Raw genomic sequence first — 26,411 nt, 5'->3', positions numbered from 1 at the left:
GCATTAGCGTGGCAATCTCTATTCATCAGAATATATTTGCCAACAATCTATATTATCCTTTTAGCGTACTAAAAATTATCGATATAAAACGTACTTGACAATAATGAGAACAAATGATATCATAATTAATGTCCGCTACAGGATGTAAACTTAATAAATGCCGGAGTGATGGAATGGCAGACGTGCTTGACTCAAAATCAAGTGTCCTCGTGACGTGTCGGTTCGAGTCCGACCTCCGGCACCATCAGAAAGCATTTGTAAGCCTTATTGTTGAAAAAACAGTAGGGCTTTTTTGCTTTTAACGAACTTGATACCTGTCAACTAACGTTAGGAGGGTATTTAAGTGACAATTGAGCAGGCTATTTCGAAAGAGACGCGGAAAGAGACGCGTCTTTCTTTTTTTGCTACACAATTAATGTTATAGAGCCGGAGAAGATGACGTAATAAACATATTTTATATACATATTATGGGAGGATAATATAGTTGCATAGCGAATGGTAAACAATGATAAATGAATATTCGAAGAATACATAAGACAAAATGGAGGGAATTACCATGAAGAGAATTTTATTAAAGGTATTAACTGGGGTTATATTTATGGCTTTTTTACTTTTCTGTCATACGGCAAGTGTTGATGCGGCGCGATATACCAAAACTTTAAATGAGAATATAAGAATATCGCCGCCTGGAGTCATAGTGTCAACCTGGTCTAATATACCTAAGTTTAAGAAAGGAACCGTTGTTATCCTTAATGAGTATGGTGAGGTTCTTGAGGGCATATTAGCTGAAACCATAAGCTTGCCATATGAAACTGGTACATCCCAGGATTCTATCAGGTCAGCATCATATACGCCTGTTCCATTTTATGTTTACACTAATACAGTTAAGGAACCAACAAACAGGGATCTCCCTTTTAAAGGTGGCACAAAAGTTACATTCAATGATAAGGGTGAAGTTATTAAGGGTATAATAAGTGGTTCTAATAAAAGCATCGACCTAAATCAAGCAAACCATATACTAGTATCTGATGGCGAAATAAGTTTTCATAAAAATGGGATGTTAGCAACTTGTACGTTATCCAGTGATTCCTATCTACGGCCCGTCGGGTGGCTACAAATTCTAACTGAAAACTATACTGATAACTCGGCATGTCCGGGGTTTGTTGAATTTAAGGCTGGGAAAGCAATTGTTCTAAATGAGAAAGGCGAAGTAGTCAATGGTACATTAAATAAAGACACCAAGTTGCTTACAGTGCCGAGCGTACTTCGGCCTGACAGTAGTGGTATTAAAGTTTATGAAGCGGGTACAACTGTAGAATTTGATGATAAAGGCATTGTTGTAAAAGCTTCGAAAAGTAGTACTAGCGCAGTCAATTAGTATTGTATGATAGTTACAGTAATCTAGGCTGAATACGTTTTGTTCAACAATTAAAAGATATTGAAAATAATAACTTGATAATCACTAAGGGGCTGATTTATTGGCCTCTTTTCTTTATGCTTTTGTGACCGCTAAGCAGAACCACCGTCCCGTGCGCCAAGAGATATTGTTGCACTCACTCCGCCAGAGTTACACAAAAGCATTGGTATAGCCAAAAATGAAGTCGTCTTTTAGGATGGCTCCGGAACTCGGCCCACTGTTAGAATCCGATATTCCCACATAGTCTCCATAACCGGGATAGACTGTTCTTCCAAGCACTGGACGATGATAGTGATTTCGGGTAATTTTTTCGGAAGATGCCGGTGCGTGCCCTTGTTGATGAGAAGATATATTCCAAAAGCGATAGTAAAGCCAGTAGCGGCAGCCATTAATCCTGCAAAGATGGGCCCCCATGGCAAAATAAACCCGATACTCGTACCAATGACAGCGCTTCCCGTAGCACAGGACACGCCTACCTCGAAACCTTTGGCATAGAGGTCGCGTGCTTTGGTAATAAACCGGACTGGGGGAGTGGGCTCCGTATCCATAGGGATTACCAGGATATGCTTTCTGGCAATTCCGTTATGCTCCAATACAGCTAATACTTGTTCTAACTCAAGGGAATGCTCAAAAGTTCCAATAATCAACAATTTGTCAGCACCTACTTAGGGGAAGAGGCGCACTTCGGAATTCCGGTAGCGATCAACGAGATGCTGGCGTTGCTCCAGCCGAAAAAGCCGGTTATGTTCCAAGGCTGTATAAAAGGCATGATAAATCGATCCTCCCCAAACGGAAGGCATAAATAACAGCCAGTGCGGGTTAAGTACGGCAATCGATTCTTGGGCATTGTTATGTAACAGATACAAAAGGGATGTATGCGCATGGGATAAGGAAAGGTAAATCCACCACCAAATTATTCCGTAAAATGCCAGTAACCATTGATGATTGTACAGTTGACCCAGACAGGGAAAAAAGAAAGAATAAAAGCCTGCCATCCATGGATTTCTTTGCTCCAGATATTGAATCTCAAACGGATGAATGATTGTACAACGTAATGGTTCATTTTCGAGCTCTGCAAGCTGACACATTTTGTTTTGCACCAGAGTAGATCGATAACTGTCCCATATTGCATAAAAATAGATGATGACATAGCCCAAGAGCCAATGTGTTTTGATGACGGCTTTGGCCATTTCAAATTGCCCGCAAAAGGAATAAATAATTGCTTCGTTTATATGAATTAGTGTATTTGTAGTTACTTCGGATAAAGTTAATAAGGTAGCCCGTGCATATTGATTAAGCAAATAGTGGCCAAAACCGGGATATAAAGCGGACAACCAAGCTACCATGTAAGGATTCTGCCGATGGAAATAAGTAACGCCATACAGGCTGATGGTCATAAGGGGACGGCGGGGTTGGTTGTGCATAGTGATAGTACCTTCTTAATGAAAATTTGTTTTTACAAGTGCTATGTTTGTCTTACTATATTCTGCCAGTTATCTTTGTGATTATTCTCCTGCTATTGGTATTAGGGTTATTTCGCGGTGGCAGAATGGGTGACAGTCCCTAGCGAAAGATAGGGGGAAATATATAATTTCCTATCGAATACTTTTATTGGAATATTGAGGAAATGTAGAAGGATTCATTGTGCAGATGGAGAAATTAATCATAGCTTATGATTAAGGGGGTAACAAGACATGAGTAAAAGAAGGTTGCCTTTATTACTATTGATTCTTAGTTTATCTATTATGCTTGCCGGTTGTTCCAGTACGCAGCAGTCCCAAGCTCCGGCTGCTGGGAGTCTTATGGTGGGGATGATTACAGATGCAGGTACAATTGATGACAGGTCATTTAATCAAGGAACGTGGGAGGGCATTGCCAAGGCGGGAACAGATTTTAATTTTAAGCCCAAATATCTGCGTCCGGCTGGTACGACAACAGCCGATTATGACAAAGAGATTGCCAATCTAAATGATGCTGGTTATAAATTGATCATTACTCCTGGATTCAAATTTGAGAATTCGATTTATACAGCTCAAGAAAAATACAAGGACACCAAATTCGTAATCTTGGATGGAGTTCCGCATCCGGGCAACGATTACAGTAAGGTTAACATTGGGCCGAATACAGTATCTATTAACTTTGCCGAACATGAATCCGGTTTCTTGGCAGGTGTTGCGGCTGCTTTGCAGCTTAAAACCGGCGAATTTGGTTATATTGGCGGTATGGAGATACCGGCAGTGCAGCGTTTTAACTGGGGCTTTCAGCAAGGTATAAAGTACGCCAATGCTAACTTTGGTACCAAAATTAATATAAAAGCCGAAAATTTTCTTTACCAAGGAACCTTTCATGATGTTGCGGCAGGTCAACAATTGGCTGCTCAAATGTATGACAGGGGTGTCAATGTTATCTTTGCTGCGGCTGGCAGCGTAGGTATAGGAGTAATAAATGAAGCGATAGCGCGGACAAAAAGCGGACGCTCGGCTTGGGTTATTGGCGTCGATGTAGACCAATACGCACAAGGCTATTATGACGAAGGTAAGACAAAATCGGTTATTTTGACTTCAGCGATGAAGTGCGTTAATCAAGCTGCTTATGATATGGTTAAAAGTGTCAAAGATGGTAATTTCCCTGGCGGTAAATCACTTGTTTTCAATGCGAAAAATGATGGTGTGGGTATTCCTGCTAAAAATCCAAATCTTGGCGAAGACGTTTCCAGCAAGGTCAAAGAAGTGTTTGCCAGCTTGAAAGAAGGTAAACTAACTGTTGCCGATAAAGGTGAGGGGTTATTACGTTAATTTCAAGCTGTAATAGCTGCTTATAACCCCAAACTTCTTGAAAGTACTAGGTAGAATAGGTCCGGATTAGGGAGAGAGCTCAGCTTGAGTGAGCAGTCTCTTATCCGGACCTAGTTTTATCCTGTGACTACTTTATAAAATGAGAAGCTATTTCTTCAGAATAGGAGGTTGTCAGGCGTGGAGTATGTCGTAGAAATGCTAGGCATCCGCAAAGAGTTTGTTGGGATTGTCGCAAATGATGATATTACGTTAGCCGTCCGGCGCGGTGAAATACACGCATTATTGGGGGAAAATGGAGCAGGCAAATCTACGTTGATGAATATTTTATTCGGATTATATCGGCCGGATAGCGGCAGAATCCGGGTGCGCGGACAAGAAGTCCGGATTGCTAATCCTAAAGCAGCCAATGATTTGGGGATTGGCATGGTTCACCAGCATTTTCAATTGGTTCATAACTTTACTGTTACGGAAAACATTATTTTGGGGATTGAGCCCAACAGGTGTGGCATTGTCAATACTCAGTCGGCAAGCAGGCGGATAAAAGAATTATCTGAGCGTTACGGACTAAATGTTGACCCAGATGCCAAAATCGAGGATATTTCGGTAGGCATGCAACAGCGTGTAGAAATTTTAAAAATGTTGTACCGTGAGGCCGAGGTTTTGATTTTTGATGAGCCGACAGCTGTGCTAACACCGCAGGAAATTACCGACCTTATCGGGATTATGAAAAAGCTTGCCGCAGAGGGAAAGGCCATTATACTCATTACTCACAAGCTAAAGGAAATTAAAGCGGCGGCGATGCGTTGTACGGTGATAAGGCGGGGGCGCTATGTTGGCACTGTTGATGTAGCTTCATGCAGTAAAGAAGAGATGGCCGAGATGATGGTCGGGCGTCAAGTCTTTTTAAAAGTGGAAAAAGAGGCGCGTTCTCCGGGTGAAGTTTTATTGGAAATCAAGGATTTGACAGTGCTTAACCAGACCAAGATGCTTGCAGTTAAGAAATTTTCGTTAAATGTACGTGCCGGAGAAATTGTCGGTATTGCCGGTGTAGATGGCAATGGGCAGGCAGAAATGGTAGCTGCCATAACCGGTCTTGGAAAGATACATGCAGGTCAGATCCTAGTGCAGGGCAAAGATATTTCTTCCTTAAGTATTAAAGAGCGGATCGATGCCGGGTTGGCACATGTGCCGGAAGACCGTCATAAACGAGGCCTGGTGCTTGACTATAGCATTGAAGATAATCTGGTGCTTGAAGTTTATGACCGGCCGCCATTTTCAAAAAACTGTTTGCTAAAGCGTCCTGCTATTCGACATTATGCTAAAGAGATTATGCAACAGTTCGATGTCCGTGCCGCACAAGGTGCTGTTACGCTTGCCAGATCGTTGTCAGGCGGTAACCAGCAAAAAGCCATCATTGGACGGGAAATAAGTCTAAACCCTAAGGTGCTGATTGCAGTACAACCGACAAGAGGTCTTGATGTTGGCTCAATTGAGTATATTCATAGACGGTTAATAGCGCAGCGGGATGCCGGATATGCCGTGCTGTTAGTATCCTTGGAACTAGAGGAAGTTTTGAATCTTTCGGACCGTATTGCCGTTATCAGTCAAGGTGAATTAGTTGGTTTGGTTGAGGCCGATACTGCAAATGAAAATGACCTTGGTATGATGATGGCTGGTATTCGAAAGGAGGCAGACTAATTGACTACGATAAATTGGCAAAGTCAAAAAGAAGCTGTCATTTTGCTGCTGACCATTCTCTTAGGCTTGGTAGCCGGAGCCGGGTTTATGATTTTGACCGGTCATGATTGGGTAACCGGCTATGAGTTTTTATTTCGGGGCGGTTTAATGAGCTTGGAACGGGTCGGGAACACAATTGCAACAGCTGTGCCCTTGATATTTACCGGGCTGTCGGTAGCTTTCGCTTTTAAAACAGGCCTTTTTAATATCGGAGCAGCAGGTCAAATGTTAATCGGCGGCTTTTGCGCTACTGCAGTGGGATTAACATTCGACTTTCCTAAGCCGCTCTTGTTAACTGTTATGATTTTGACGGCGCTGGTATGTGGTGGATTATGGGCGGCAATCCCAGGCTGGCTGAAAGCCAAGTTTAATGTACATGAAGTGGTTTCTACCATTATGCTTAACTGGATAGCCTACTGGCTGGTATACTATCTGGTTCCAGCCTACTTCAAAGGTTCCTTTGAAACAGAATCCAGGAATATCCCGGTGTCTGCCTCACTGCGTACAGAGTGGCTTTCGCAGCTGTTTGACGGCTCGTATATTAATATAGGGATATTTTTGGCAATTGCCGCTGTTTTGCTTAGTGTATTTATATTGCAGCGAACAACGCTTGGTTTTGAATTAAAGGCTGTGGGGTTCAATCAACATGCGGCAGAATACGCAGGTATTAATGCTGGCCGTAGTATTGTTCTTTCTATGGTGATCGCCGGGGCCCTGGCCGGATTGGGTGGGATGACGCTATACTGCGGTTATGCTACCAACCTTCAAATCGGGATATTGCCGTCACAAGGAATTGACGGTATTGCGGTAGCTTTATTAGGAGCCAATTCACCGTGGGGAGTATTGGCAGCCGCGTTATTTTTTGGGTTGTTATATTCCGGCAAAGGTTTTATGAACGCTATGACCAGCATACCGCCGGAAATTGCCGACACCATCATTGCCACAATTATTTATTTTGCCGCCACAAGTGTACTTATTGAAAAAGGTATTGATAAGGTTATAAAGAGATAAGAAAAGACTTGGCTTGTGCCAAGCCCTTCAGGGCGCCAGCAGAAGCCTTAGTCGTTCTTATGTCAACAGAATTGCGTTATAAATTTTGGTAGACCAAAAAGGAGGGGCCTGATGTGTGGCAGATTTTGCAGCAGATTTCACCCTATGCAATAGCGTTTGCCATTCCTTTGCTTATTACCGCGATTGGCGGTCTGTATTCCGAGCGGAGCGGTGTGGTTAATATCGGGCTGGAGGGCCTGATGGTTATCGGTTCTTTTGCGGCAGCTATCACAATATCGGTTTTGCAGCCGATTATGCACAGCCAGGCTCTTTGGATTGGCCTTTTAGCGGCGGTACTGGCAGGCGCACTTTTTTCCCTTTTGCATGCGTTTGCCAGCATTAGTTTACAAGCCAATCAGGTAATCAGCGGGACAGCCATTAACATGATTGCCGGTGCGATTACGGTGTTTATCGCACGCAATGTAACAGGCAGCGGCAACATTCAGATTAACCCATTTACCCGGTTTGACATACCTGTACTTAATGAGGTGCCGGTGGTCGGCAAATTATTATTTTCTAATACCTACGCAACAACCTGGCTTACGCTGTTCATTTTGACGGTTGCCTATTTTGTCTTATACAGGACAGTCTTCGGGCTGCGTCTTAGAGCTTGTGGGGAACATCCACAGGCTGTTGCTTCGGCAGGGGTTAATGTTCAGTTTATACGTTATGCTGCGGTCATCATATCAGGTGCATGTGCCGGGCTAGGCGGTGCCATTATTCTTACAACTTATTCGGGTGAGTTTAACGGTACGGTATTTGGGTTAGGCTTTTTAGCTTTGGCGGCACTGATTTTCGGGCAATGGAAACCGCTTGGTATTTTAGGGGCTACCGCTTTTTTTGGTTATGCCAGCACAATAGCAACATCTGCGCAGGCTATCCCGGCTTTGGCGCAGATACCTGGCGTAGCACTTAAAACCTTCCCCTATATTGTTACACTGCTAGTACTTGTCTTGTTTTCAAAAACCTCACAACCACCGCGTGCATCCGGTCAACCCTTTGACCATGGAAAGCGATAAGGGATTATCAAAGGAAGTGATCCAACAATTATGAAAGTAGTTGCAATAGGTGATTCTATTACGTACGGGTTTCCGTATACACCTGACTCAGCATGGGGCAATTTGGTTAATAAAGAGTTGGGTATTCCTATTATCAATAAAGGTGTTAATGGCGACACAAGTGCGGGAATGCTGGCACGGTTTAGTAATGATGTTGTCAGGTGCTCACCATCGCATGTAATCATAATGGGTGGGACTAATGATGCTTGCGCCGGTGTGGCGGCTGAAGAGGTTTATGATAATATTTCCCGTATGGTGGATCTCGCTGTGCAAAATGGAATTATACCAATCATCGGCATACCAATACCCTGTAATTATTCTAAAGATGAACGTATTCTTGGTCTATACCGCGCAGATATGCGAGAATATGGCATGGCTAATAACATATGCATGATTGATTTTTATAGTGCGTTTATGGAAGCCGGAGGTAGGCAGACCAAATTAGAGCTTTATGCCGACGTACTTCACCCAAATGAAGAAGGGTATAGAGTGATGGCAAAGGTTGCATTGAATTTATTAAAAGACAAAATCAGTGCTGGATAAACGCTGTTTTATCTCAGCAATAACCCGGTGTTCCTCTTCAACATCTGCGGCTTCAAACGTGACTGAGAATCGTATATAGGCGCCGGCGTCATCCCAGGGAACGGTGGAAATTAATTTCTCAGTGATGAGATATTCGGAAAACTCCTCTGCTGAATTAAATACACGCCCATCTTTTGTTCCTTGCGGTATGCGGACATAGAGATAAAAAGAGGCCTTGGGCTTTCTTACGGAAAATCCAACACTAGTCAAGGTTTCGACCAGCATGTCATGACGACGGGAGTACTTTAAGGCCGTTTTCTCTGTGATTTCCGGGTGGTGCAAGCAGTAGGCTCCTGCTTTTTGGATTGCAGCGAATTGGCCTGAATCATTGTTGTCTTTCACGGCAGCAAAGCCTTTGACAACTAGCTCGTTACCACAAATGAAGGCTATTCGCCAACCGGTCATGTTATAGGCTTTGGATAAGGAGTGGATTTCTACGCCTACCTCTTTGGCGCCGTCTACTGACAGGAAGCTCAGCGGTTTCTCGCCGCCAAAAGTGAGGGCTGCATAGGCCGCATCAGAGACGACGATGATTTGGTTTTCACGGGCGAATTGGACTACTTTTTCGTAGAATTCTTTAGTTGCAATGGCACCGGTTGGGTTGTTTGGATAATTGATATATAATAATTTGGCTTTGCGGCGTTGTTCGGCAGTGAGTGAATCCAAGTTGGGAAGGAATGCATTTTCTTCTAGTAGTGGCAAGTTTATAACTTCGCCATACAAAGCTTTGGTCGTGGTACCCATAATTGGATAACCAGGAACCGTCATAATGGTAATGTCGCCAGGGTTTATAAATGCTAACGGCAGGAGTGCCAAAATAGGTTTGGAACCAATGCCATGGTTTACTTCAGTTAAAGGATCTAAAGCGGAAACATTATATACTGACTCCATATAGCTGACAGCTGCAGCTTTGAAATCTTGAATGCCGTTATCGGTATAGCCCCGATTTTCTTTTTGTTGGGCTTGATTGTATAATATTTCAATAACCTCTGGCTCAGCCATCCAATCCGGCTCGCCGACTCCCAAATCAATCAGTTTCATTTCTGGATTCTTTGCTATTGCGGCTCTTTTGGCCCTTTTTATTTTTTCAAACTTATATAAAACTGTATCTTTACCAAACTGATTTCCCCCAATGCGTTGAGCAAATGTCTGTTGAATAAAGCTTTCTTGCATTGATTTACTCCTTTCACATTTCAAATTTTTAATAATGAGCGTTGCTGTTATAATGCCGTACCAAGTCTTCCAGTGTTTCTCTTTGCCGGATCAACACATCGTCACCTTGGGTTGTGATTAGGACTTCGGCAGGGCGGAGGCGGTTGTTGTAATTAGATGCCATGGAATAACCATAGGCGCCAGCATCCAGCACCCCGATAATGTCTTCTTCAAATACTTCTGGGAGTTTTCGCTCTTCGGCAATGATATCGCCGCTTTCGCAGATATTTCCGACAATAGTGACTGCTTCCTGGCATCTTGATTGCATATTACTGCTGCGGTAGATTTCAATATCGTGATAGGAATTGTATAGAACCGGCCGCATGAGTACATTAAATCCTAGATCTGTGCCAATATATTTTGTCATATAATTCGTCTTAACCGTATGGACCTTGCCCAGGAGAATACCGCACTCGGCTACTAAATAACGGCCAGGCTCGACTTTAAAATTCATTTGTTTACCGTAGGTGTTGACCCATTTGGTAAGGATTACTTCTAATTTTTCGCTCAACTCAGCCAAATCAAGGCGCTGTTCATTTTCATATTTGTGATAGGGTATGCCAAACCCGCCGCCGAGGTCGATAAATTCCAGATCTGGAAATTGCGTTGCTACATCCAGCAGTGCCTGAACACCGCTGATATACGAATGGGTATCCATGAAGTGCGATCCGATATGTTGGTTAATTCCGATAAGGCGTAGATGATACTTTTGGAGAATATCCTTTACCTCTGGTATGAATGCAGTTTCAATTCCAAATTTGGTTTTTTCGCCGCCAGTGACCACTTTTTTGTGGTGCCCGGCGCCAACCCCTGTATTAAACCGGGCAACGACAGTGCTGTGCGGGTTGATTTTTCCATATAATTCTAGTTGTGACAGCGAATCAACGCTTACCTGGATGCCCTGATTAATGGCATAGTTCATTTCCTCTGCTGAGACGTTGTTGCCAATGTAGAGAATTTGTGCGGGTTGAAACCCTGCCTGCAGTTGCACATAGATTTCACCAGGTGACATCGCGTCAACACAACAGCCTTCATCTTTAATGATTTTGAGTAATGACAGATTGCTATTGGCCTTTGCCGAGTAATTCACGATAAAATTCGGACCTCTCATTAGTCGCTTGATATCCCGGCAACGTTCACGGAGTATTCGCTCACTGTAAATGTATAGCGGGCCCCCGTATTTTTCAATAAGCTCAACTGGGTTTAGTTTTCCATAGAAATTTGCCTCCTGGGTTACTTTGGCTTGAATATACTGCATGAGTTTATGTCCCTCCTTATGATTTTTATGATATTTGTATAATACAAATATATTCGAAAAAAATTTATAGACTGCGGCGAGTTGACCGTTCTACTGCTGACAGCAGCAGTTCAACTGCGCTCATTACTTCACGCACATGGCCGGGGGGGAGGTAGGATATTACGTTCTTATAATAGTCGCGGATAGTTTCCTGTAATTTGTAGGCTTCCTGTTTTCCTTTTTCAGTTAGAGATGCCTCAACAATTCGTTTGTCATGACTAAGGCGGTTTCGCACGAGGAGTTGGTCGCGCACTAGAATATCCATAATTCTGGTAATAGTACTTATCTCCAAATTCATTTTAGCGCTGATTTCGTTAATGGTTAGCGTCTCGTTTTTGAGAATTTCCAACAGTATATGGCATTGTGAACTGGTAAATCCATGGATTTTGATTTGTTCGCGTTCAAATAGTTGGCAAATTCGTACTGTCCGCTGCAGCAGTTCGCCGATGTCTTCGACACAGCGATTATATTTATCTAGGTCATTAATATGATTTGGCATTTATTGGATCGCCCCTTTAAAATATTTGTAACATACAAATGTTGTTTTGTCAATGATGATTTTTATGACAATTATGCAGTTACCTTGCCAACCCCGAAAGCAGTATTGCTTCGCAGAACTTTCTCAACTAAAGCACTTTGATATTTCTCGCAGCTAACTATCAGCACCAGCTCTGATTCCTTGGCTTTTCTTTCAGTGGATATTATTCTCTTAGTTAACAGATAATCCAAGATGAACCCCATGGCTGATCCGGCAATTAGACCAATTAGGCCCCATATTATCGGTCCCCAGGACCAGATAAAACCATATATTACTCCCAGCGTCATGCCGGTGGTCCCAAACACGGAGGCAGTATCAAAGATACTTACCCCGTCGGCGCGGTGGATGGTATCTAAGATGGCAAAGTCCTTATGCTCCTGTACGAGAGGAATAGCTAGTATCTTATCTTTGGCTATGCCTTTCTCTTCCAATTCTGTGATTGCCAGCTCAACGAATTGTGAATGATCAAAAGTTGCCGCTATTAACACTTCGGCTGCCTCCTCTGTTTTCAAAAAGGGAAGATCAAGCGCAAACGCTTGGTATCTCTTCTGGAGAAATTCACGTAGCTCTATATCGAATATTTTGTTAAGTTCTACAGTAGAAGAGTATGCCTCGTAAATAGCATAGCCGTAAATCGAGGGCATGAACAGCAGCCATTGCGGATCAGCAACGGCGATAGCCTGGGCAAAGTCTCCCAAAAAGGTAAAATGCAGGACTTCAAATATTCTCGAATAGTAGGCGCATAGAAACCAAAAACCAATCAAGAAATAGCCGGTAGCCATTCGCAGAACATACATATGTCCCAATCCCGGCAGCACGAGGCTCCAGAAAGCACTCACCCACGGCACCCTTATGTCTAAGTAGTTGATGCTAAACGGTATCATTTTGAATACATCAATCGGAGCTTTTTCTCTGGCAGCAAGCACCGCCAGCTTATTGGTGTTCACGGTAAGGTTGTAGGAATCCCATACGCCATAAACATAAATGAGAACATAGCCCAGAAGCCAACGGGTATCAAGGACCTCTTTTGCCATTTCAAAACGCCCAGTGAACGAGTATACTATCGCCAGGTTTAAATGCGACTGCATATTAATGATAATCTCGAGAATTACCAGCACGTAGCCTTTGACATAACTGCCGACCATCATTTGACCAAAGCCCGCAAACGACATTGCCCACCATACAGCAACCAACGGATGTCTGACATGCATCTGCATGGTATCGAACCTTGATAGGTCCAATCTTTTGCGGCGTGGGGTATAGTTATCGCTCATGCTAGTCTCTCCTTATCACAAGGCACATGGATCTATTTAATCGGTTAATTTTTTGTTGTATAGACTTTATTGTTTCAATGATAAATTAACCTACCCAAACTCGTTTTATTATCCCCGCCTATGGGGGAAATAACCAAATCAGCAGCCACAGATTGGAAAAAGATAGCTTCAGTCGAATAATTGCGGTTACCACAGCAAAAGATAAAGATAGTACTCTTTACTTCGGCAAAGGAGTGTATTCGAGTTGGAACAACAAAATCTGCGGCTCACCTCGGTTGAAATTGGGACTTTATGGCTCGACTATATGAGTGATAGTATGGCGGTGTGTACGCTGAAATACTTTTTGGAGAAAGTGAAGGATCAGGATGTACGGCCTCTCGTTCAATTCGCGCTTGGCTTATCAGAGCAGCATGTGCAAGCCATAGCGGAAATATTTAAGCAGGAGGGAATGGCAGTACCTACAGGATATTCAGATGAAGATGTTGATGTACAAGCACCACCACTATTTACCGATATTTTTTATCTGCGCTATCTGAGGCATCTCTCCGCCGCGGGGATGGCGGCGTATGCATTGGGTTTAAACCTGGCAGTACGTTCAGACGTGCGCCAGTATTTCGGGCATTGTATCGATTCCACCAAGGAATTGAGTGATAAGGTTACGCAGACTTTGTTGTCAAAGGGGGTGTACATTAGAGCGCCGTATATTCCGGTACCTAAGCAGGTTCAGTTTGTCGAGTCTCCAGGTTTTATGGGTAGTATATTGGGCGAGAACCGTCCGTTGAACGCCCTGGAACTGTCTCACCTGTTCGCAAATATATCAACCAACGCCATGGGCCGCGTGATTCTCATCGGATTTGCGCAAGTCGCGCAGTCGCAGGATGTCCGCGAGTTCTTTTTGAGAGGGCAAGATATATCACAAAAACATATTGAAGTGTTTAGCTCACTGCTTCAACAGGATGACCTGTCGGCTCCGGCGATATGGGACTCGGAGGTAACGGATTCGACTATTGCTCCCTTCTCCGACAAGCTGATGATGCAACAAGTGACTCTCTTGATTGCGATGAGTATGGCAAATTACGGAGCAGCATTGGGAGCAAGTACAAGGGTAGATGTCGCGGGTGAGTATGGTCGTCTCATGGCTGAGATTGCACAGTTTGGGGAAGATGGAGCGCAGATTATGATTAAATACGGTTGGCTGGAGCAACCCCCACAGGCGGCTGACCGTAAAGAATTGGCATTGAGTAGATAGTATAAAAGTGGCTGCCTCAATATCAAATTGAGGCAGCCACTTTTACATTTTCCGCAATTATTATCCACTAAGTCTCACTTCATTGACTGGGCTCGGGGCGCAAATCACTCCGCTCTTAAACCCCTTACGGTGTTACGATTGACTTCACGGTGTCGACAAGTGCAGCTTGGCTGTCAACTGTCCAAATTAAATAAAGCTGCTCCAGTGTAGCCTGAGAAAAAACGTAGTTTCTAAAGGCATAGAATTTTTGGCTCTGTAGGTCGGCGTCAGTCATCTGATATTCCTGTTTAGCAATTTCGCCAAGCTTGGCAATCATCCACTTGGCAACAGGAACAGACAATACCCAATCGTGATCGCCTAAGTGGGTAATAAAACCTTCAGTGCGGCGGGGCAAGGGCAGAGTCTTACCATCTTCGGTCAATAAACCGAAAGAAACAGCGTCTTGATTTGCCAAAATCGCTGCTGCATTTAGCCAACTAACAACTTCACGCTCGTCATCAGGGGTTCCGGGATGATTGTGGGCGCAAGCTTGGGCAACAATAACTTCTGCCGGGAAGCGGCGGTGGATTAGCTCGGCAAGGCTGAGAACATGGTGGGCGCCTTGACCGGCGATCGGAAATTCTGTGCGGGAGGCGCCATTTTTCTGCCACTGGAAAACCCAGGGCTTATGCAGGTCATGAAGCGACTGGGCGGCAATTACTACGTCCCGGCTCATGGGAAAGCCATAAATATCTTTGTAAGCGTTAAAAAAGCCAAGGGCTGCTTTGACATTTACGGCAACATGAGTGGCAAGTCCGCCCGGATAGGAGTGATGGCTGCCATAGCCACTTCCTGGCGCTGCGTAGAAAGGAATTACTGCCTTACTTGGGTTGTTACATGGCGGCAGAAAGTCATCGTAGGCCGCAGTAGGTTTTAGCCATCCTGCTGCCACCAGGCGCTGCTTTGCCTGCTCTTTCTCGGCATTTGACGGGTAGAGTTCCAACAGGCGGGGTGCAGGATTTTGTAGTATTTCAATTGTCGAACGGCGAAGTTTGATGTCTTGAATTTCATTGGCTGTTTTTAGTAAATAGTCATAGGACGATTTCACGTAAGAGGATTTTTCGGCCATGGTTATTGGATCCATTGCCAGACAATCCTTAAGTGAGATTTTAGCGGCTTTGATTGACGGGGCCTTTGCAGTTATAGAAAGGGGGAGTGTAGTTGCGGCTAATGCAGCCATCGCGCCTGCCGACATTTTAATAAAGTCACGCCGGTTACAGTCAAGTGTCATGTCTTTAATTAAGTTGTTCACAGCTATCCCTCCAATTTTATGGACTAGAAATATTTTAGTTGATTACTGCCCGCTCAGTGTTAAGTGAAAGTAAATAAAATGTAAATTATGGAAAAATGAGATGGTTTAACATAAAATTAACCATTATTTAACTTTGTGCACCTTGAGGCCTGTCATAATAGGAATAGGGAAAAAACCAATTATTCACGGAGGTGCAACTAGTGTACAAACCAAGTATGTCTGTATTAAGCCAATCCCGTTTTTTGCGGGTTGTGGTGGCGCTGGCGGTTATTGCCTCATTTCTGACAGGAACGACGGTAACTTATGCTGCTTATAGTGCGCCCCAAGTCTCGAATGTTAATGTTTTACCGATCGACCGGGCCAAGTTCCTGATTGGACAAAAATTTGACTTTGCTATTGAGGTCAAAACAGATGCTCCAGCTAAAGCAATAGAAGTTTTGGTAAACGGGATGAAAGCTGAAAAATACTTTGGCAAAGAGGCTGCTATCAAGTTTGACAACATGAGTACATACCGTATAAACGACGTTGCTTTTACCCAAGCTGGCAAAGTAGCAGTAGTTGTTAATGTAAAAACCGAGCAGGGCATGGAGAAGCGTTTCATCAATTATGATGTGACTGCCGAGAAGGCCAGAAAACAGGCTAAGAATGTAATCCTCTTTGTTGGGGACGGTATGAGCCTGCAAGCCCGTCAAATCGGCCGCATTCTATCTAAAGGGATTACCGAAGGTAAATATAACGGTCTCCTGGAAATGGATACCATGTCCAATGTGGCTATTGTTACTACCTCAGGCAATGATTCGTTAGTCACAGATTCGGCAAACAGTGCTTCAGCCTATGCCACCGGCCATAAAACCGCTGTGAACGCAATGGGTGTATATGCTGACAGCAGCAAAGATCCATTAGATGATCCCAAGGTGGAAAATATTATTGAGCTGGCAAAACGGACTCGCGGGATGAGTACTGGTATCGTTTCTACAGCTAATATAACTGATGCTACGCCGGCAGCCATGTTGGCACATACCCGCAGACGCAGTGAGCAAAACTACATCGCTCAGGATATGCTTAATCCTGCGCACCGCCCTGATGTCATTCTCGGCGGCGGTTCTCGCCACTTTTTACCAAAGAGTGTGCCAGGCTCAAAACGTACCGATGATAGGAATCTGATTGCAGAGTTCAAGGAGCAGGGATATACAGTTGCAACAAACAAGACTGAGTTAAAGACGGCTTCACCGGGTAAGTTGCTTGGTCTTTTCCAACTTGATAATATGGACGTGTATATTGACCGCGAGGTAACTAAAAATCCGGCTGTTCTCGGTAAGTTTACTGATCAGCCGAACCTTATGGATATGACGAAAACTGCGATTGACACCCTAAGCAAAAATTCTAATGGCTTTTTCTTAATGGTGGAAGGAGCCTGCGTTGATAAACAACTGCATACTATGGATTGGCAGCGGGCTGCTTATGATACCATCGAGCTGGACAAAGCGGTAGGCATTGCCAAAGAGTTTGCCAAAAAGAACGGCGACACACTAATCATAGTTGTAGCTGACCATGCACATGGTGCCAGCATTACCGGTACTTATCATGAATTGGATGGAAAAACCGGCCGCGACGCAGTCCGTATTTATGGCGATGCAGGCTGGACGACTTTTGCCGATACTGACGGCGATGGTTTCCCGGATGATCCCAATCCGAGCGTGACTTTGGCTGTTCAATTTGCCAATCACCCGGATTACTACGAGAACTACCGATTCCAGGGAGTGCCCACTTCGCCAGCCATCATGGCTAACGGTAAGGCTGTAGCCAATCCGAAACGAGCTCCCCAGGGGAGTGAACTTAAAGTCGGTAACATTCCTACCTCAGATCCGTCAGAGGTTCATGCTGCCGATGATGTACCGCTGACTGCCGAAGGTCCTGGCGCCGAGTACTTCAAAGGTGTTCTGGACAATACGGAAGTGTTTTATGGAATTGCGCGTGCCCTAGGCTTAGACGGTCGTAAAACTGCAAAAAAATAGTAGCCGGAGGCAACAGAAATGGTAAAACTGGCCAGGTGTATGTGTGCAATAATCCTTGCCATCATTGTGGCCGGGCTGCCGCTGCCCTGGACGGGGCAAGAAGGGACGGTTCCCCGAGCGGAATCGTCCCTGTTTTGTACTCCCGCCCAGGCGGCACCAGCTTGGCTGCCATGGTTTGGAGAGCAGGCTACAGCCTTAGAATTTAATGAAATGTACAGCGGCGCTTCGGCATTGGGGCTCGAATTATCGCCTAAGCTTAAAAGCCTTGATGGTAAGGTGGTTAAGATTAGCGGCTTTATGGCTCCTCCGCTCAAGCCAACCTTGAGTTTTTTTGTTCTGACAAAAGTACCTATGGCAATATGTCCGTTTTGCTCAACAGATGCCGACTGGCCGAATGATATTGTGGTGGTAAAGCTTTCACAGCCAGTAACTGCGTTATCTTTTGACCGCCCCATTACTGTCACCGGCAGGTTGGAGCTAGGGTATCAGATGGACGACGAGACTGGTTTTGTCAGCCTGGTGAGGGTATATGCGGATAGTATTGAATAGCTTTTATTAAACGTGAAGGAGCTGGCGTCATGTTGGAGTTAAATCAAGTCCGCAAAGATTATCGAGACCAGTCGCAAACAGTAACAGCTGTTGTTATTGATAAACTTTGTGTCAAAGCAGGAGCGCAGCTGGCATTGGTCGGACCGAGTGGTTCAGGTAAAACGACCTTGCTGCATCTCATCTCCGGATTGCTAACCCCGACTAGTGGCGAAATCATTTTTGCTGGTACCAATATTTCAGGTATGTCTGAAAGGTGGCGTGATAGCTGGCGCGCCACTACTGTGGGGTATGTTTTTCAGAGGCTAAACCTTCTTCCCAGCCTGAATATCGTAGATAATCTGCTGCTACCCATGAGCTTTGCTGGCGTGATTCCTGAGCAGGAGCGACGTCAATGGGCGATAAAGCTGCTGGGAATTGTAGGTTTGGCTGACAGAATTAACAGCAGGCCGCAGCGATTGAGCATGGGCGAGCAACAGCGGGTTGCTATTGCCAGAGCAATTGTCAATAAGCCGCGTCTAATTTTGGCTGATGAGCCTACGGCCAGCCTTGATCATGATAACAGTATACTGGTCATTGAACTCCTCAGACAGCTAGCGCAGGAGAATAACAGTATATTGCTGGTAGCCACACATGATCGGCAAGTTATAGATCAATTTCCCCAGGTATACTCGCTTGGGCGGACAGAAGGGAAGGTGAATACCGGTGCGGTTTGCGGTAGCTTGGCGTAATCTTCTGGCAAAACCGGTACAGAACAGTCTAACCGTAGTTGTGGCTGCCATGTCAATTGCTATGATGGTAACAGTAACCTTGCTGGCTGGTGGCATTCAAGCCGGGCTTGTGCGGGCCACCGAGCCGTTTGATCTAATCGCAGGAGCTAAAGGCAGCCCTAATCAGCTGGTTTTAAATACTGTTTTTCTGCAAGATACGCCTATCGGGAATATTGATTATGCTGTTTATGGCAAAATTGCAAATAATCCATTAGTCGCTGCCGCCATACCGCTGGCTTTTGGTGACAACTATAAAGGCTACAACATCATTGGGGCCGGGAATGGTATTTTTAAGCATCAGGCTAAAACAGGCCAGCCAGAATGGCTGCAAATGGCAGAAGGGCGACCGTTTACTGAGCCGTTTGAGGCTGTAATCGGTGCAAGAGCAGCACAGGCCTTGGGTTTAAAATTTGGCGATGAGTTTAAATCAGTCCACGGTTCAATTGCTGGAGGCGAGAGCCATGACCGGCCTTACCGTGTTGTAGGGTTACTACAATCGGTAAACGGACCCTATGATCATGCCATCTTGGTTTCGATTGCCAGCATCTGGGAGGCCCATGAAAAACATGAGCCTGGCCTTGCCGCAGCAGAAAATACTGAGAGCCATGACGATCATGATCACGAGCAAGCAGTTACCGCCATTCTTATAAAGCCTAAAGGGTATAGTGAAGCTATGCGTCTTTATCAGCAGTTTCAGCGGGAACCGGCAGCACAAATTGTCTTTCCAGCTCAGGTAATTGTTCAGCTATTTGCCATACTTGGGCAAGGTGAACAGGCGTTAAAAACCGTTGCCTATATAATAGTCGCGATGGGGCTGATGATAATGGTGTTATCGATTTACTGGTCAGCGTTGAGCCGGGCTCGGGAGCGGGCTATCTTACGTGCTCTTGGTGCCAGTACCCATGATGTCTTTGCTATTATTTTTACTGAAGGAGCTATCATTTCTTTGACCGGGGTCATTGTTGGCAGCCTGCTCGGGCATGGTGTATACGCGCTCTTGGCTGGGGCAGCGGCAAGCAAGACAGCTATTGCGCTAACTACCGGCATTACCTCTGCTGAGGTGTATATTGCTGTCGGCGGAGCCATAGTTGGTATGATAGCTGGGCTTATTCCGGCAGTATTGACGTATCGGACAGACATTGTTCAAAACCTGTAGTACTTAATGTCCAAAACAAATGGCAGGAGTTATCTCACTTGTGGTGAATATTGACTTTATTATTTAATTTAGGAGGAGATTACAATGGCTAACTGTAATGAAGAAAACTGCAACTGTCCGAAGCTCCAGTGTGAAAGACATGGGAAGTGCTGTGAGTGTATTAACTTTCACCGCGACCGAGGTGATAAGGTCTGTTGTATGAGAGATAACACTGAAGCCAGTAAATAATTTTAAGACCGCTCCGGGCAGATGCGAGCCCGGGCGGTCTTAATAATCCTGTAAGAAAGTATAACTTTCCGTCTGGATAAGGGCAGCATCGACTTCCGCTGTCGCCAAAGGCTCGGCGCAAGCCGTGCTTTCTTTATCCTGTAAGAAAGTATAACTTTCCGTCTGGATAAGGCAACATCGGCTTCCGCTGTCGCCAGAGGCTCGGCGCAAGCCGTGTTTTCTTTATTATTCTGCGGATTCTGGCGAATATTCCAAGAGTTGGGTTTTGGGTTGGTTGGCATTAAGAAGGATAAAGAGGGCACTGAAGTCGGTAGTACTGTATATCGGTATTCGCCGCAATAAGTAGACATTGTCCTGTTTAGAACTATTCAGGCCCGGAAGTGTGGTAAAAGCAGCCTGATAGCCGGCTGCTACAACTGCATCCCAGGTAGTAAGATTAAAATATCCGTAAGGATAGGAAAATAAATCTGCTTCATAAGTGGTGACATTAGTAAGTTTCTTTTTGATGTCTCCAACTTCATGGTTTAAGGCTGTGCCTGTTAGTGTGGTTAAGTCACGATGGGTCACCGAATGGCCGCCAAAAGTAATACCATAGGCAGACATCTCCTGTACTTGATGGCTTGACAGCCGTTTGTCCCGGTCAAGGTTTACGCCAACCATGAAGATGACAGCACGAAATTCCATACTTTTTAATATCGGAAAGGCGTTGGCATAATTATCCTCATAGCCGTCATCAAAAGTAATAAGAATGGGTTTGGCTGGTAATGTGACAGGTTCATCTCTCATATACGCTATTAGTTTTCCTGGCGGAATGGTCTGAAACCCAGCATTCTTGAGCATTGCCATCTGTCGTTCAAATTCCGCCGGGGTTACCGTCAATTTGGGCAGATCACTGCTATCATCGCTCACATGATGATATAGTAGAACCGGAATGCCATTTTGATATTGGGCAGCTGCCACATTAGCGCCCAGAACAATATAAAGTACCATAAGTAAACAAATAAGTTGACGCCATAATTTCAATGTATCACCTTCTATAAAACCTTCCGTTCCATAAACTCAATTTCATTTGTCGGAACAAAAATTTCAAAACCTGCATCATAATAAAAATCCGGTGTTCTAGTGAATAAAGTAAGTCTCTTCATGTTGGCTAATTCAGGGTGATTAATAATAGTCTGAAGCATCCACTTGCCCAGACCCCGCCCGCGATAATCACTCAGTATAAACACGTCGGCTAGAAACCCGAAAGTGGCTAGGTCACTCACAACGCGTGCAAACCCAACTTGCTCTGTACCTTGATAAACTCCGAAACAATATGTGGAGTTATCAATTGTTTTTTGGATAAGTTCCCGGCTTCGGCCTAGTCCCAATAAGATTCGCAGGAAATAAATTTAAAGATTACATCGACATCCAGCAAGGATTTGTCGGTTGAAATATGAAATTCATTCTTTTGCCACATATTTTTTACTCCTCTTGATAGATTTTTCTAGTCCATAAATATCTTCAAGCTTCTCACTCATTAGGCTATGGGCGTCGTTTAGTGCCTGATTGTAGATATGAGGGCCGATGTTTGTTAGTACAAAGTCTAGTAGCAATGTTGCCGCTAAGTCTGTTATCTCCTCATCCTTCTCAGTGAAGAAGTAGCTTTTAATGTCCTCAATAGAGGATTGTTTTTGCTCTTTTGTTAGTTGTATTTCTTTCATTTCTACCTCGCAGTATGTAATGATGGATACTCATATATGGACAATTTGTATGGATATTGAGGGGCAAATAGTATGGTTCGACTTTATTATTATACCAAAAAATGGGTGGTTATGCTATCTATGTCTTTTCATTGGTTTAAGACAGAACGCTGCTCAGAAGAGGAGTTCCTTTTGAAAGTAGTGAATTTATTTTTACCTAGGCAAAATGAAAGGTGGCAACAAACCACATGCGGGAATACGTTATTCAGATTGATTTTGTAGACCGGCCTGGCTTGGGTTATGAAATATTTAAGCTTACAGAGCAGAACGCTATTGATAAAATCGCTATGGAAGTCTTGCCTGAACATGGAATGGTGATTAAGTTTCGCTGTGATTTAGATAGCAAAGCTCAGTCTTTGATTAACGACATAAGCTTAGTGACCGGGGTTAAAGCTGTCAAATATCGTGACCAAATGCCCTGTGAGGAGAGAGAAGCTGAACTGAAGACCATTCTTAACTCTGTTGGTGAAGGAATTTTGGCTGTAGACAAAGATGGAAAGATTACACACATCAATGAGGTTGCCTGCAGAATTTTTCAGTGTGACCCGCTAGTGTTAATTGGCTTAGGGGTGGAGACATTATTGGATGACAAACATCCTATTCTTGACACTTTAAAATCTGGCAAAACCTATAGGTTGAAAGAGGGACGGATAAATAAAAAAGGCAGGAGTATCCGTTATTTAACAAGTGGTGAACCAGTAATCAATGCTAAAGGACAAATCATCGGGGCAGTTGCCACAATAACCGACTTTAGGCAGGTCGAGGCAATTATTTCTAAGGTAGATAAAATTAGACATCTGACGACTTTTGATGAGATAGTATTTCAAAGTGATAAGATGCGTCAACTTATAGGAGCTGCGCGAACGGTAGCTAAAAGTAGTTCGACTGTTTTACTCCGTGGGGAAAGTGGTACCGGTAAGGAGTTATTTGCAAGCGCGCTTCACACAGAAGGTCCAAGGCACCAAGCCCCATTTATCGCGGTAAACTGTACGGCTTTACCAGATTCTCTTTTGGAAAGTGAATTATTTGGCTATGAAGAAGGTGCTTTTACCGGTGCTGTCAAGAGTGGGAAGAAAGGTCTGTTTGAGCAGGCCAACGGCGGCACATTGTTTTTGGATGAGATTGGAGAGTTGCCACCTCAGGTACAAGCGAGACTGCTGCGTGTTTTACAGGAGGGGACAATCCGCAGAGTGGGAGGCGGCAATGAGATGCGCGTTGATGTTCGCATTATCGCTGCAACCCACCGCAATCTTGAGGAAATGGTGCGAAACGGGGAATTTAGAGAGGATTTATACTATCGGCTAAACGTAATTCCGTTAACAATTCCGCCGCTAAGGGAAAGAAAAGAGGATATTTTTCTAATCTCACAACGGTTGATCCGAAAAATTTGCACGAAATTAAATAAGCCTGAGATTCGATTAGCGAGGGAAAGTATTGAAGCTTTGATGAATCAGGAATGGCCGGGAAATATACGACAACTAGAAAATACGCTGGAACGCGTAATTAATTTGATAGATGCTACTGAAATTCAACCGCATCACCTTTCGGTATGGGCTGACATAGGGACGACGTCTAATGGAGGAGTAAAAAATGCATTGCCAAGAAAAAATATAGTACAGCTTGAAATCCCTTGTGAAGGCAAGGGGGCCAGATTAAAAGATATTGTGGCCGAGGTTGAAAAAGAGATTATCACGAGGGTTTTAGAAAAATACCCGTCGTCCCGATTGGCAGGACAGATGTTAGGGGTATCTAATACCACCATTTTAAATAAAATGCGAAGCTACGGGTTGTAGAGAATGAGAAGATTTCTTTCTGTGTGAGAAGAAAACTTGACAAGAAAATTTATCAACAACCTAATTTTGATTATATTTCGCGGGTTTCAGGATTGGCATAAAACTTGCTGTTAAGTATGTAAACATATTTTTAGCAACAACCAAGGAGGAATACCCGTGGAAAGAACAGCAGAACCTTATCGCATAAAAATGGTGGAACCAATTCGTAAGATTCCGAAGGAAGAAAGAATTCTAGCCCTAAAGGAAGCCGGATATAATCCGTTCGCCTTGAATTCTGAAGATGTATATATTGATCTGTTAACAGATAGTGGTACAGGGGCAATGAGTGATCGCCAGTGGTCGGCCATGATGCTGGGGGATGAAGCATATGCTGGCAGTAAGTCTTTCCATAAAGTTAGAAACGCTGTTAAAGATATCTTTAACTACAACCATGTAATTCCTACTCACCAAGGAAGAGGTGCCGAGCAGGTTCTCTTTCCACACCTGATTCAACATAAGGGACAGTACATATTAGGTAATATGCATTTTGACACAACTATGGCGTGGATTGAGCTTAATGGTGGAATTCCGGTTAATTTAGTGATTGAAGATGCATTTGATACTCAAAAGGAACATTCGTTTAAAGGTAACTTTGACTTAGAACGTTTGGAAAATTTCATTGTGGAAAAAGGCGCGGAGAATATTGCTTTTATTATTGTAACGATTACCTGTAATTCTGCTGGTGGACAGCCTGTTTCTATGGAAAATGTCCGCGGTGTAAAACGGATTGCAGACAAGTTTGGTATCAGAATTAACTTTGATTCTGCTCGTTTTGCAGAAAACGCTTACTTCATAAAAAAACGTGAGCCTGGTTACGCTGATAAGAGCATTGAGTCAATTGTACGTGAAATGTATGAAATGGGCGATTTCTTAACGATGAGTGCTAAGAAGGATGCCATTGTAAATATGGGTGGTATGATTGCCATTAAGGATGATGCCAATCTCTTCGCTGCTGCAAGCGCTTCTTGCGTACCAATGGAAGGGTTTGTAACATATGGCGGTTTGTCTGGCCGTGATATGGAATGTTTGGCTGTGGGGCTTCATGAGGGGCTGGATGTTGACTACCTGGAGAACCGGATTGGCCAAGTTGAGTATCTAGGTGAAGAACTGCGGAAGCGTGGAATTCCTATTCAATGGCCAGTAGGTGGGCATGCGGTATTCGTCGATGCTGGGAAATTTCTGCCGCACATTCCTGCGGAGCAATTCCCGGCTCAGGCGCTTTGTAACGAACTTTATCTTGAAGCAGGGGTTCGCCCTGTAGAGGTTGGATCATTGCTCTTGGGGCGGGACCCTGAAACCGGACAACAGAAAAAAGCCGGTGTGGAGTTCATGAGGTTGACTATTCCCCGCAGAGTATATACTGATCGCCATATGGATGTGGTGGTGGATGCTTTAGCTAAGATTTGGGAGCGGCGTGAGCAGGTTAAGGGATTAGAATTTACGTATGAGCCAAAAGTGCTACGTCACTTCCTCTGTCGTTTAAAGCCCATTGAAAAGTAAATAATAATTTAATTGGAATATTTTTACAAAATTTCATAAAAATAGCAGGAAAATCACCCCTTGGCAGCGAATGTAATCGCAACAACAAAAACGCAAGGGGTGGTTTTCATGACAGAATTGCTTAGCATCAAAGATATATCGCAAGAGCTAGGCATACCGCAAAGTACACTTCGGTATTATCGCGACATATTTATGGATTATTTACCGGCTATGGGTGAGGGCAAGCGAAAACGGTTTTATCCCGAAGCTGTTGAGGTGTTTCAAGCGATCGCCAAATGCATGCACCAAAACAAAAGCGCTGATGAAATAACCAATGAACTAAATAATCGTTTTAGCAGATTTATTGAGGTTGACCCAGAACCGCAGGAAAGCAGCGCAACATATTCGCAAACTAACGAAATAAGTCAAACACAGGCATTATCGACAATTTCGCCAATTGACGGTTCTGCGCTTATGGCTGTTATTGCATCGCAAAACCAAGCTTTGCAACAAATTGCGGCCACAATTAATATGGTTAACGGACAACAGGAAGAATTGAGCAGCTTAAAGCAAGAAGTAACCAGGCTTGAGGAGCGCTTAGAGACAGAACTGACAGATCACTTTCAATTGGTTGAAGCGCGTTTACGCCAAATAACCGAGGACAAGGGAAACAATAAGCCTAAATCGTTTTGGCAGCGTCTGTTTTCCTGTTAGAAAGTATAACTTTCCGTCTGGATAAGGCCAACATCGGCTTCCGCTTTCGCCAAAGGCTCGGCGTAAGCCGTGTTTTCTTTATATTGATAGTGAAAAAAGGTAAATTATAAAAGGCAGTGAGCTAAGGGGAAACCTGGCCACTGTCTTTTTGTGATGATAGGCCAATATAATTATTGGTAAAAAATGTAAATAAAATAACTTAAATTACAAATAATGGTAATTAATAAGACTTCCTACCTAATGCTGCTAGAGAATAAACTCATTCGTAGTGATAAAGCAGCTAGTTATGTCGAATTAAGCGGTTTGTAAAAAGTAGGCAGGTCAAGGGATAACTGACGTTGAGTGTTTATTTCGACACTCTAGGCTTAAAATTGTGTCGGTTTTTTACGAAAAGTAATTGCTCTATTTTTGCAGGAGATACAATATTTT

At 44.0% G+C, this 26,411-nt stretch carries 24 protein-coding genes and 1 tRNA gene; 15 read left to right on the top strand and 10 right to left on the bottom strand.

All coding sequences use genetic code 11. The annotated features are described in order from the left end of the window. Nucleotides 1-159 precede the first annotated feature (159 nt). Nucleotides 160-244, top strand: a tRNA-Leu gene (locus B9A22_RS10975). A 312-nt stretch (nucleotides 245-556) separates the two neighbouring features. After that, entirely contained in the window at nucleotides 557-1,378 is an 822-nt protein-coding gene (locus B9A22_RS10970; RefSeq protein WP_084575769.1) for a hypothetical protein, read from the top strand. A gap of 230 nt (nucleotides 1,379-1,608) precedes the next feature. On the opposite strand, the gene B9A22_RS10965 is transcribed toward B9A22_RS10970, so the two are convergent. Continuing rightward, complete coding sequence (locus B9A22_RS10965; RefSeq protein ID WP_084575768.1) at nucleotides 1,609-2,067, bottom strand: hypothetical protein; 459 nt, start codon at nucleotides 2,065-2,067, stop codon at nucleotides 1,609-1,611. A 15-nt stretch (nucleotides 2,068-2,082) separates the two neighbouring features. Then, nucleotides 2,083-2,763: a hypothetical protein gene (locus tag B9A22_RS10960; RefSeq protein ID WP_217805935.1), complete on the bottom strand. Its 681-nt coding sequence runs from the start codon at nucleotides 2,761-2,763 to the stop codon at nucleotides 2,083-2,085. Nucleotides 2,764-3,111: 348 nt separating this feature from the next. On the opposite strand from B9A22_RS10960, the gene B9A22_RS10955 reads away from it, so the two are divergent. The 5 genes from B9A22_RS10955 (at nucleotide 3,112) to B9A22_RS10935 (ending at nucleotide 8,600) form a co-directional block, all read left to right on the top strand. Next, the gene (locus B9A22_RS10955) at nucleotides 3,112-4,212 is read left to right on the top strand and encodes a BMP family lipoprotein (protein WP_084575766.1); all 1,101 of its coding nucleotides are present in this window, start codon (nucleotides 3,112-3,114) and stop codon (nucleotides 4,210-4,212) included. Between the two features lie 177 nt (nucleotides 4,213-4,389). Further along, nucleotides 4,390-5,910: an ABC transporter ATP-binding protein gene (locus tag B9A22_RS10950; protein WP_084575765.1), complete on the top strand. Its 1,521-nt coding sequence runs from the start codon at nucleotides 4,390-4,392 to the stop codon at nucleotides 5,908-5,910. Continuing rightward, nucleotides 5,911-6,960 carry an ABC transporter permease gene (locus B9A22_RS10945; protein ID WP_245823954.1) on the top strand — a complete coding sequence of 350 codons (1,050 nt, stop codon included), beginning with the start codon at nucleotides 5,911-5,913 and terminating at the stop codon, nucleotides 6,958-6,960. Nucleotides 6,961-7,073: 113 nt separating this feature from the next. Next, nucleotides 7,074-8,018 carry an ABC transporter permease gene (locus tag B9A22_RS10940; RefSeq protein WP_084575764.1) on the top strand — a complete coding sequence of 315 codons (945 nt, stop codon included), beginning with the start codon at nucleotides 7,074-7,076 and terminating at the stop codon, nucleotides 8,016-8,018. A gap of 30 nt (nucleotides 8,019-8,048) precedes the next feature. Next, nucleotides 8,049-8,600: a GDSL-type esterase/lipase family protein gene (locus B9A22_RS10935; protein WP_084575763.1), complete on the top strand. Its 552-nt coding sequence runs from the start codon at nucleotides 8,049-8,051 to the stop codon at nucleotides 8,598-8,600. Here the strand turns inward: B9A22_RS10935 and B9A22_RS10930 are convergent. From B9A22_RS10930 to B9A22_RS25830, 4 genes are all read right to left on the bottom strand, one after another. Next, nucleotides 8,574-9,812 carry an LL-diaminopimelate aminotransferase gene (locus B9A22_RS10930; protein ID WP_084575762.1) on the bottom strand — a complete coding sequence of 413 codons (1,239 nt, stop codon included), beginning with the start codon at nucleotides 9,810-9,812 and terminating at the stop codon, nucleotides 8,574-8,576. The two genes, B9A22_RS10935 and B9A22_RS10930, sit on opposite strands and share 27 nt — an antisense overlap. Nucleotides 9,813-9,840: 28 nt before the next feature. Then, a complete protein-coding gene (gene lysA / locus B9A22_RS10925) occupies nucleotides 9,841-11,109 on the bottom strand; it encodes a diaminopimelate decarboxylase (RefSeq protein ID WP_084575761.1) in 1,269 nt (422 codons plus the stop codon). A gap of 64 nt (nucleotides 11,110-11,173) precedes the next feature. Beyond that, entirely contained in the window at nucleotides 11,174-11,647 is a 474-nt protein-coding gene (locus tag B9A22_RS10920; protein WP_245823953.1) for a MarR family winged helix-turn-helix transcriptional regulator, read from the bottom strand. Between the two features lie 71 nt (nucleotides 11,648-11,718). Beyond that, on the bottom strand, nucleotides 11,719-12,960 hold the full coding sequence (locus B9A22_RS25830; RefSeq protein WP_217805934.1) for a hypothetical protein: 1,242 nt from the start codon (nucleotides 12,958-12,960) through the stop codon (nucleotides 11,719-11,721). A 244-nt stretch (nucleotides 12,961-13,204) separates the two neighbouring features. Between B9A22_RS25830 and B9A22_RS10905 the strand changes: the two genes are divergently transcribed. Continuing rightward, nucleotides 13,205-14,209 (top strand): DUF3231 family protein, encoded by a 1,005-nt coding sequence (locus tag B9A22_RS10905; protein WP_084575760.1) that lies wholly within the window; start codon nucleotides 13,205-13,207, stop codon nucleotides 14,207-14,209. Between the two features lie 124 nt (nucleotides 14,210-14,333). Here B9A22_RS10905 and B9A22_RS10900 read toward each other — a convergent pair whose 3' ends face one another. Beyond that, a complete protein-coding gene (locus B9A22_RS10900; protein WP_217805933.1) occupies nucleotides 14,334-15,500 on the bottom strand; it encodes a twin-arginine translocation signal domain-containing protein in 1,167 nt (388 codons plus the stop codon). Between the two features lie 200 nt (nucleotides 15,501-15,700). Between B9A22_RS10900 and B9A22_RS10895 the strand changes: the two genes are divergently transcribed. From B9A22_RS10895 to B9A22_RS10880, 4 genes are read left to right on the top strand one after another with little or no spacing between them, the layout of a single operon-like run. Beyond that, on the top strand, nucleotides 15,701-17,515 hold the full coding sequence (locus B9A22_RS10895; RefSeq protein ID WP_084575759.1) for an alkaline phosphatase: 1,815 nt from the start codon (nucleotides 15,701-15,703) through the stop codon (nucleotides 17,513-17,515). Nucleotides 17,516-17,533: 18 nt separating this feature from the next. Continuing rightward, nucleotides 17,534-18,064, top strand: a complete 531-nt coding sequence (locus tag B9A22_RS10890; RefSeq protein WP_084575758.1) for a hypothetical protein — start codon at nucleotides 17,534-17,536, stop codon at nucleotides 18,062-18,064. Nucleotides 18,065-18,093: 29 nt separating this feature from the next. Further along, nucleotides 18,094-18,792 carry an ABC transporter ATP-binding protein gene (locus B9A22_RS10885; protein ID WP_084575757.1) on the top strand — a complete coding sequence of 233 codons (699 nt, stop codon included), beginning with the start codon at nucleotides 18,094-18,096 and terminating at the stop codon, nucleotides 18,790-18,792. After that, entirely contained in the window at nucleotides 18,767-19,987 is a 1,221-nt protein-coding gene (locus B9A22_RS10880; protein ID WP_084575756.1) for an ABC transporter permease, read from the top strand. Before B9A22_RS10885 ends, B9A22_RS10880 begins: the two co-directional genes overlap by 26 nt. Before the next feature lie 453 nt (nucleotides 19,988-20,440). Here the strand turns inward: B9A22_RS10880 and B9A22_RS10875 are convergent, their stop codons facing one another. The 3 genes from B9A22_RS10875 to B9A22_RS10865 form a co-directional block, all read right to left on the bottom strand. Further along, the gene (locus tag B9A22_RS10875; protein WP_084575755.1) at nucleotides 20,441-21,238 is read right to left on the bottom strand and encodes a polysaccharide deacetylase family protein; all 798 of its coding nucleotides are present in this window, start codon (nucleotides 21,236-21,238) and stop codon (nucleotides 20,441-20,443) included. Nucleotides 21,239-21,249: 11 nt separating this feature from the next. After that, nucleotides 21,250-21,585: a GNAT family N-acetyltransferase gene (locus B9A22_RS10870; protein WP_176215486.1), complete on the bottom strand. Its 336-nt coding sequence runs from the start codon at nucleotides 21,583-21,585 to the stop codon at nucleotides 21,250-21,252. Nucleotides 21,586-21,657: 72 nt separating this feature from the next. After that, entirely contained in the window at nucleotides 21,658-21,918 is a 261-nt protein-coding gene (locus tag B9A22_RS10865; RefSeq protein ID WP_084575753.1) for a DUF2164 domain-containing protein, read from the bottom strand. 227 nt (nucleotides 21,919-22,145) lie between these two features. On the opposite strand from B9A22_RS10865, the gene B9A22_RS10860 reads away from it, so the two are divergent. The 3 genes from B9A22_RS10860 (at nucleotide 22,146) to B9A22_RS10850 (ending at nucleotide 25,982) form a co-directional block, all read left to right on the top strand. Next, nucleotides 22,146-23,750 carry a sigma 54-interacting transcriptional regulator gene (locus tag B9A22_RS10860; protein WP_084575752.1) on the top strand — a complete coding sequence of 535 codons (1,605 nt, stop codon included), beginning with the start codon at nucleotides 22,146-22,148 and terminating at the stop codon, nucleotides 23,748-23,750. Nucleotides 23,751-23,906: 156 nt separating this feature from the next. Then, the gene (locus B9A22_RS10855) at nucleotides 23,907-25,289 is read left to right on the top strand and encodes a tryptophanase (protein WP_084575751.1); all 1,383 of its coding nucleotides are present in this window, start codon (nucleotides 23,907-23,909) and stop codon (nucleotides 25,287-25,289) included. A gap of 108 nt (nucleotides 25,290-25,397) precedes the next feature. After that, nucleotides 25,398-25,982, top strand: a complete 585-nt coding sequence (locus B9A22_RS10850) for a MerR family transcriptional regulator (RefSeq protein ID WP_084575750.1) — start codon at nucleotides 25,398-25,400, stop codon at nucleotides 25,980-25,982. Nucleotides 25,983-26,411: the final 429 nt, after the last annotated feature.

The organism is Sporomusa malonica (assembly GCF_900176355.1).
In the GTDB taxonomy this organism is placed as follows: Bacteria; Bacillota; Negativicutes; order Sporomusales; family Sporomusaceae; genus Sporomusa; species Sporomusa malonica.
The sequence above is the reverse complement of the archived record's forward strand: the minus strand, read 5'-3'. Positions and strand labels throughout refer to the sequence as shown.

Excerpts from the sequence above, each read along its gene's own strand:
- B9A22_RS10850 (WP_084575750.1), top strand. The coding sequence starts at position 25,398 with ATGACAGAATTGCTTAGCATCAAAGATATATCGCAAGAGCTAGGCATA.
- B9A22_RS10890 (WP_084575758.1), top strand. The coding sequence starts at position 17,534 with ATGGTAAAACTGGCCAGGTGTATGTGTGCAATAATCCTTGCCATCATT.
- B9A22_RS10865 (WP_084575753.1), bottom strand. The coding sequence starts at position 21,918 with ATGAAAGAAATACAACTAACAAAAGAGCAAAAACAATCCTCTATTGAG.
- B9A22_RS25830 (WP_217805934.1), bottom strand. The coding sequence starts at position 12,960 with ATGAGCGATAACTATACCCCACGCCGCAAAAGATTGGACCTATCAAGG.
- B9A22_RS10885 (WP_084575757.1), top strand. The coding sequence starts at position 18,094 with ATGTTGGAGTTAAATCAAGTCCGCAAAGATTATCGAGACCAGTCGCAA.
- B9A22_RS10930 (WP_084575762.1), bottom strand. The coding sequence starts at position 9,812 with ATGCAAGAAAGCTTTATTCAACAGACATTTGCTCAACGCATTGGGGGA.
- B9A22_RS10860 (WP_084575752.1), top strand. The coding sequence starts at position 22,146 with ATGCGGGAATACGTTATTCAGATTGATTTTGTAGACCGGCCTGGCTTG.
- B9A22_RS10920 (WP_245823953.1), bottom strand. The coding sequence starts at position 11,647 with ATGCCAAATCATATTAATGACCTAGATAAATATAATCGCTGTGTCGAA.
- B9A22_RS10970 (WP_084575769.1), top strand. The coding sequence starts at position 557 with ATGAAGAGAATTTTATTAAAGGTATTAACTGGGGTTATATTTATGGCT.
- lysA (WP_084575761.1), bottom strand. The coding sequence starts at position 11,109 with ATGCAGTATATTCAAGCCAAAGTAACCCAGGAGGCAAATTTCTATGGA.
- B9A22_RS10955 (WP_084575766.1), top strand. The coding sequence starts at position 3,112 with ATGAGTAAAAGAAGGTTGCCTTTATTACTATTGATTCTTAGTTTATCT.
- B9A22_RS10935 (WP_084575763.1), top strand. The coding sequence starts at position 8,049 with ATGAAAGTAGTTGCAATAGGTGATTCTATTACGTACGGGTTTCCGTAT.
- B9A22_RS10960 (WP_217805935.1), bottom strand. The coding sequence starts at position 2,763 with ATGGTAGCTTGGTTGTCCGCTTTATATCCCGGTTTTGGCCACTATTTG.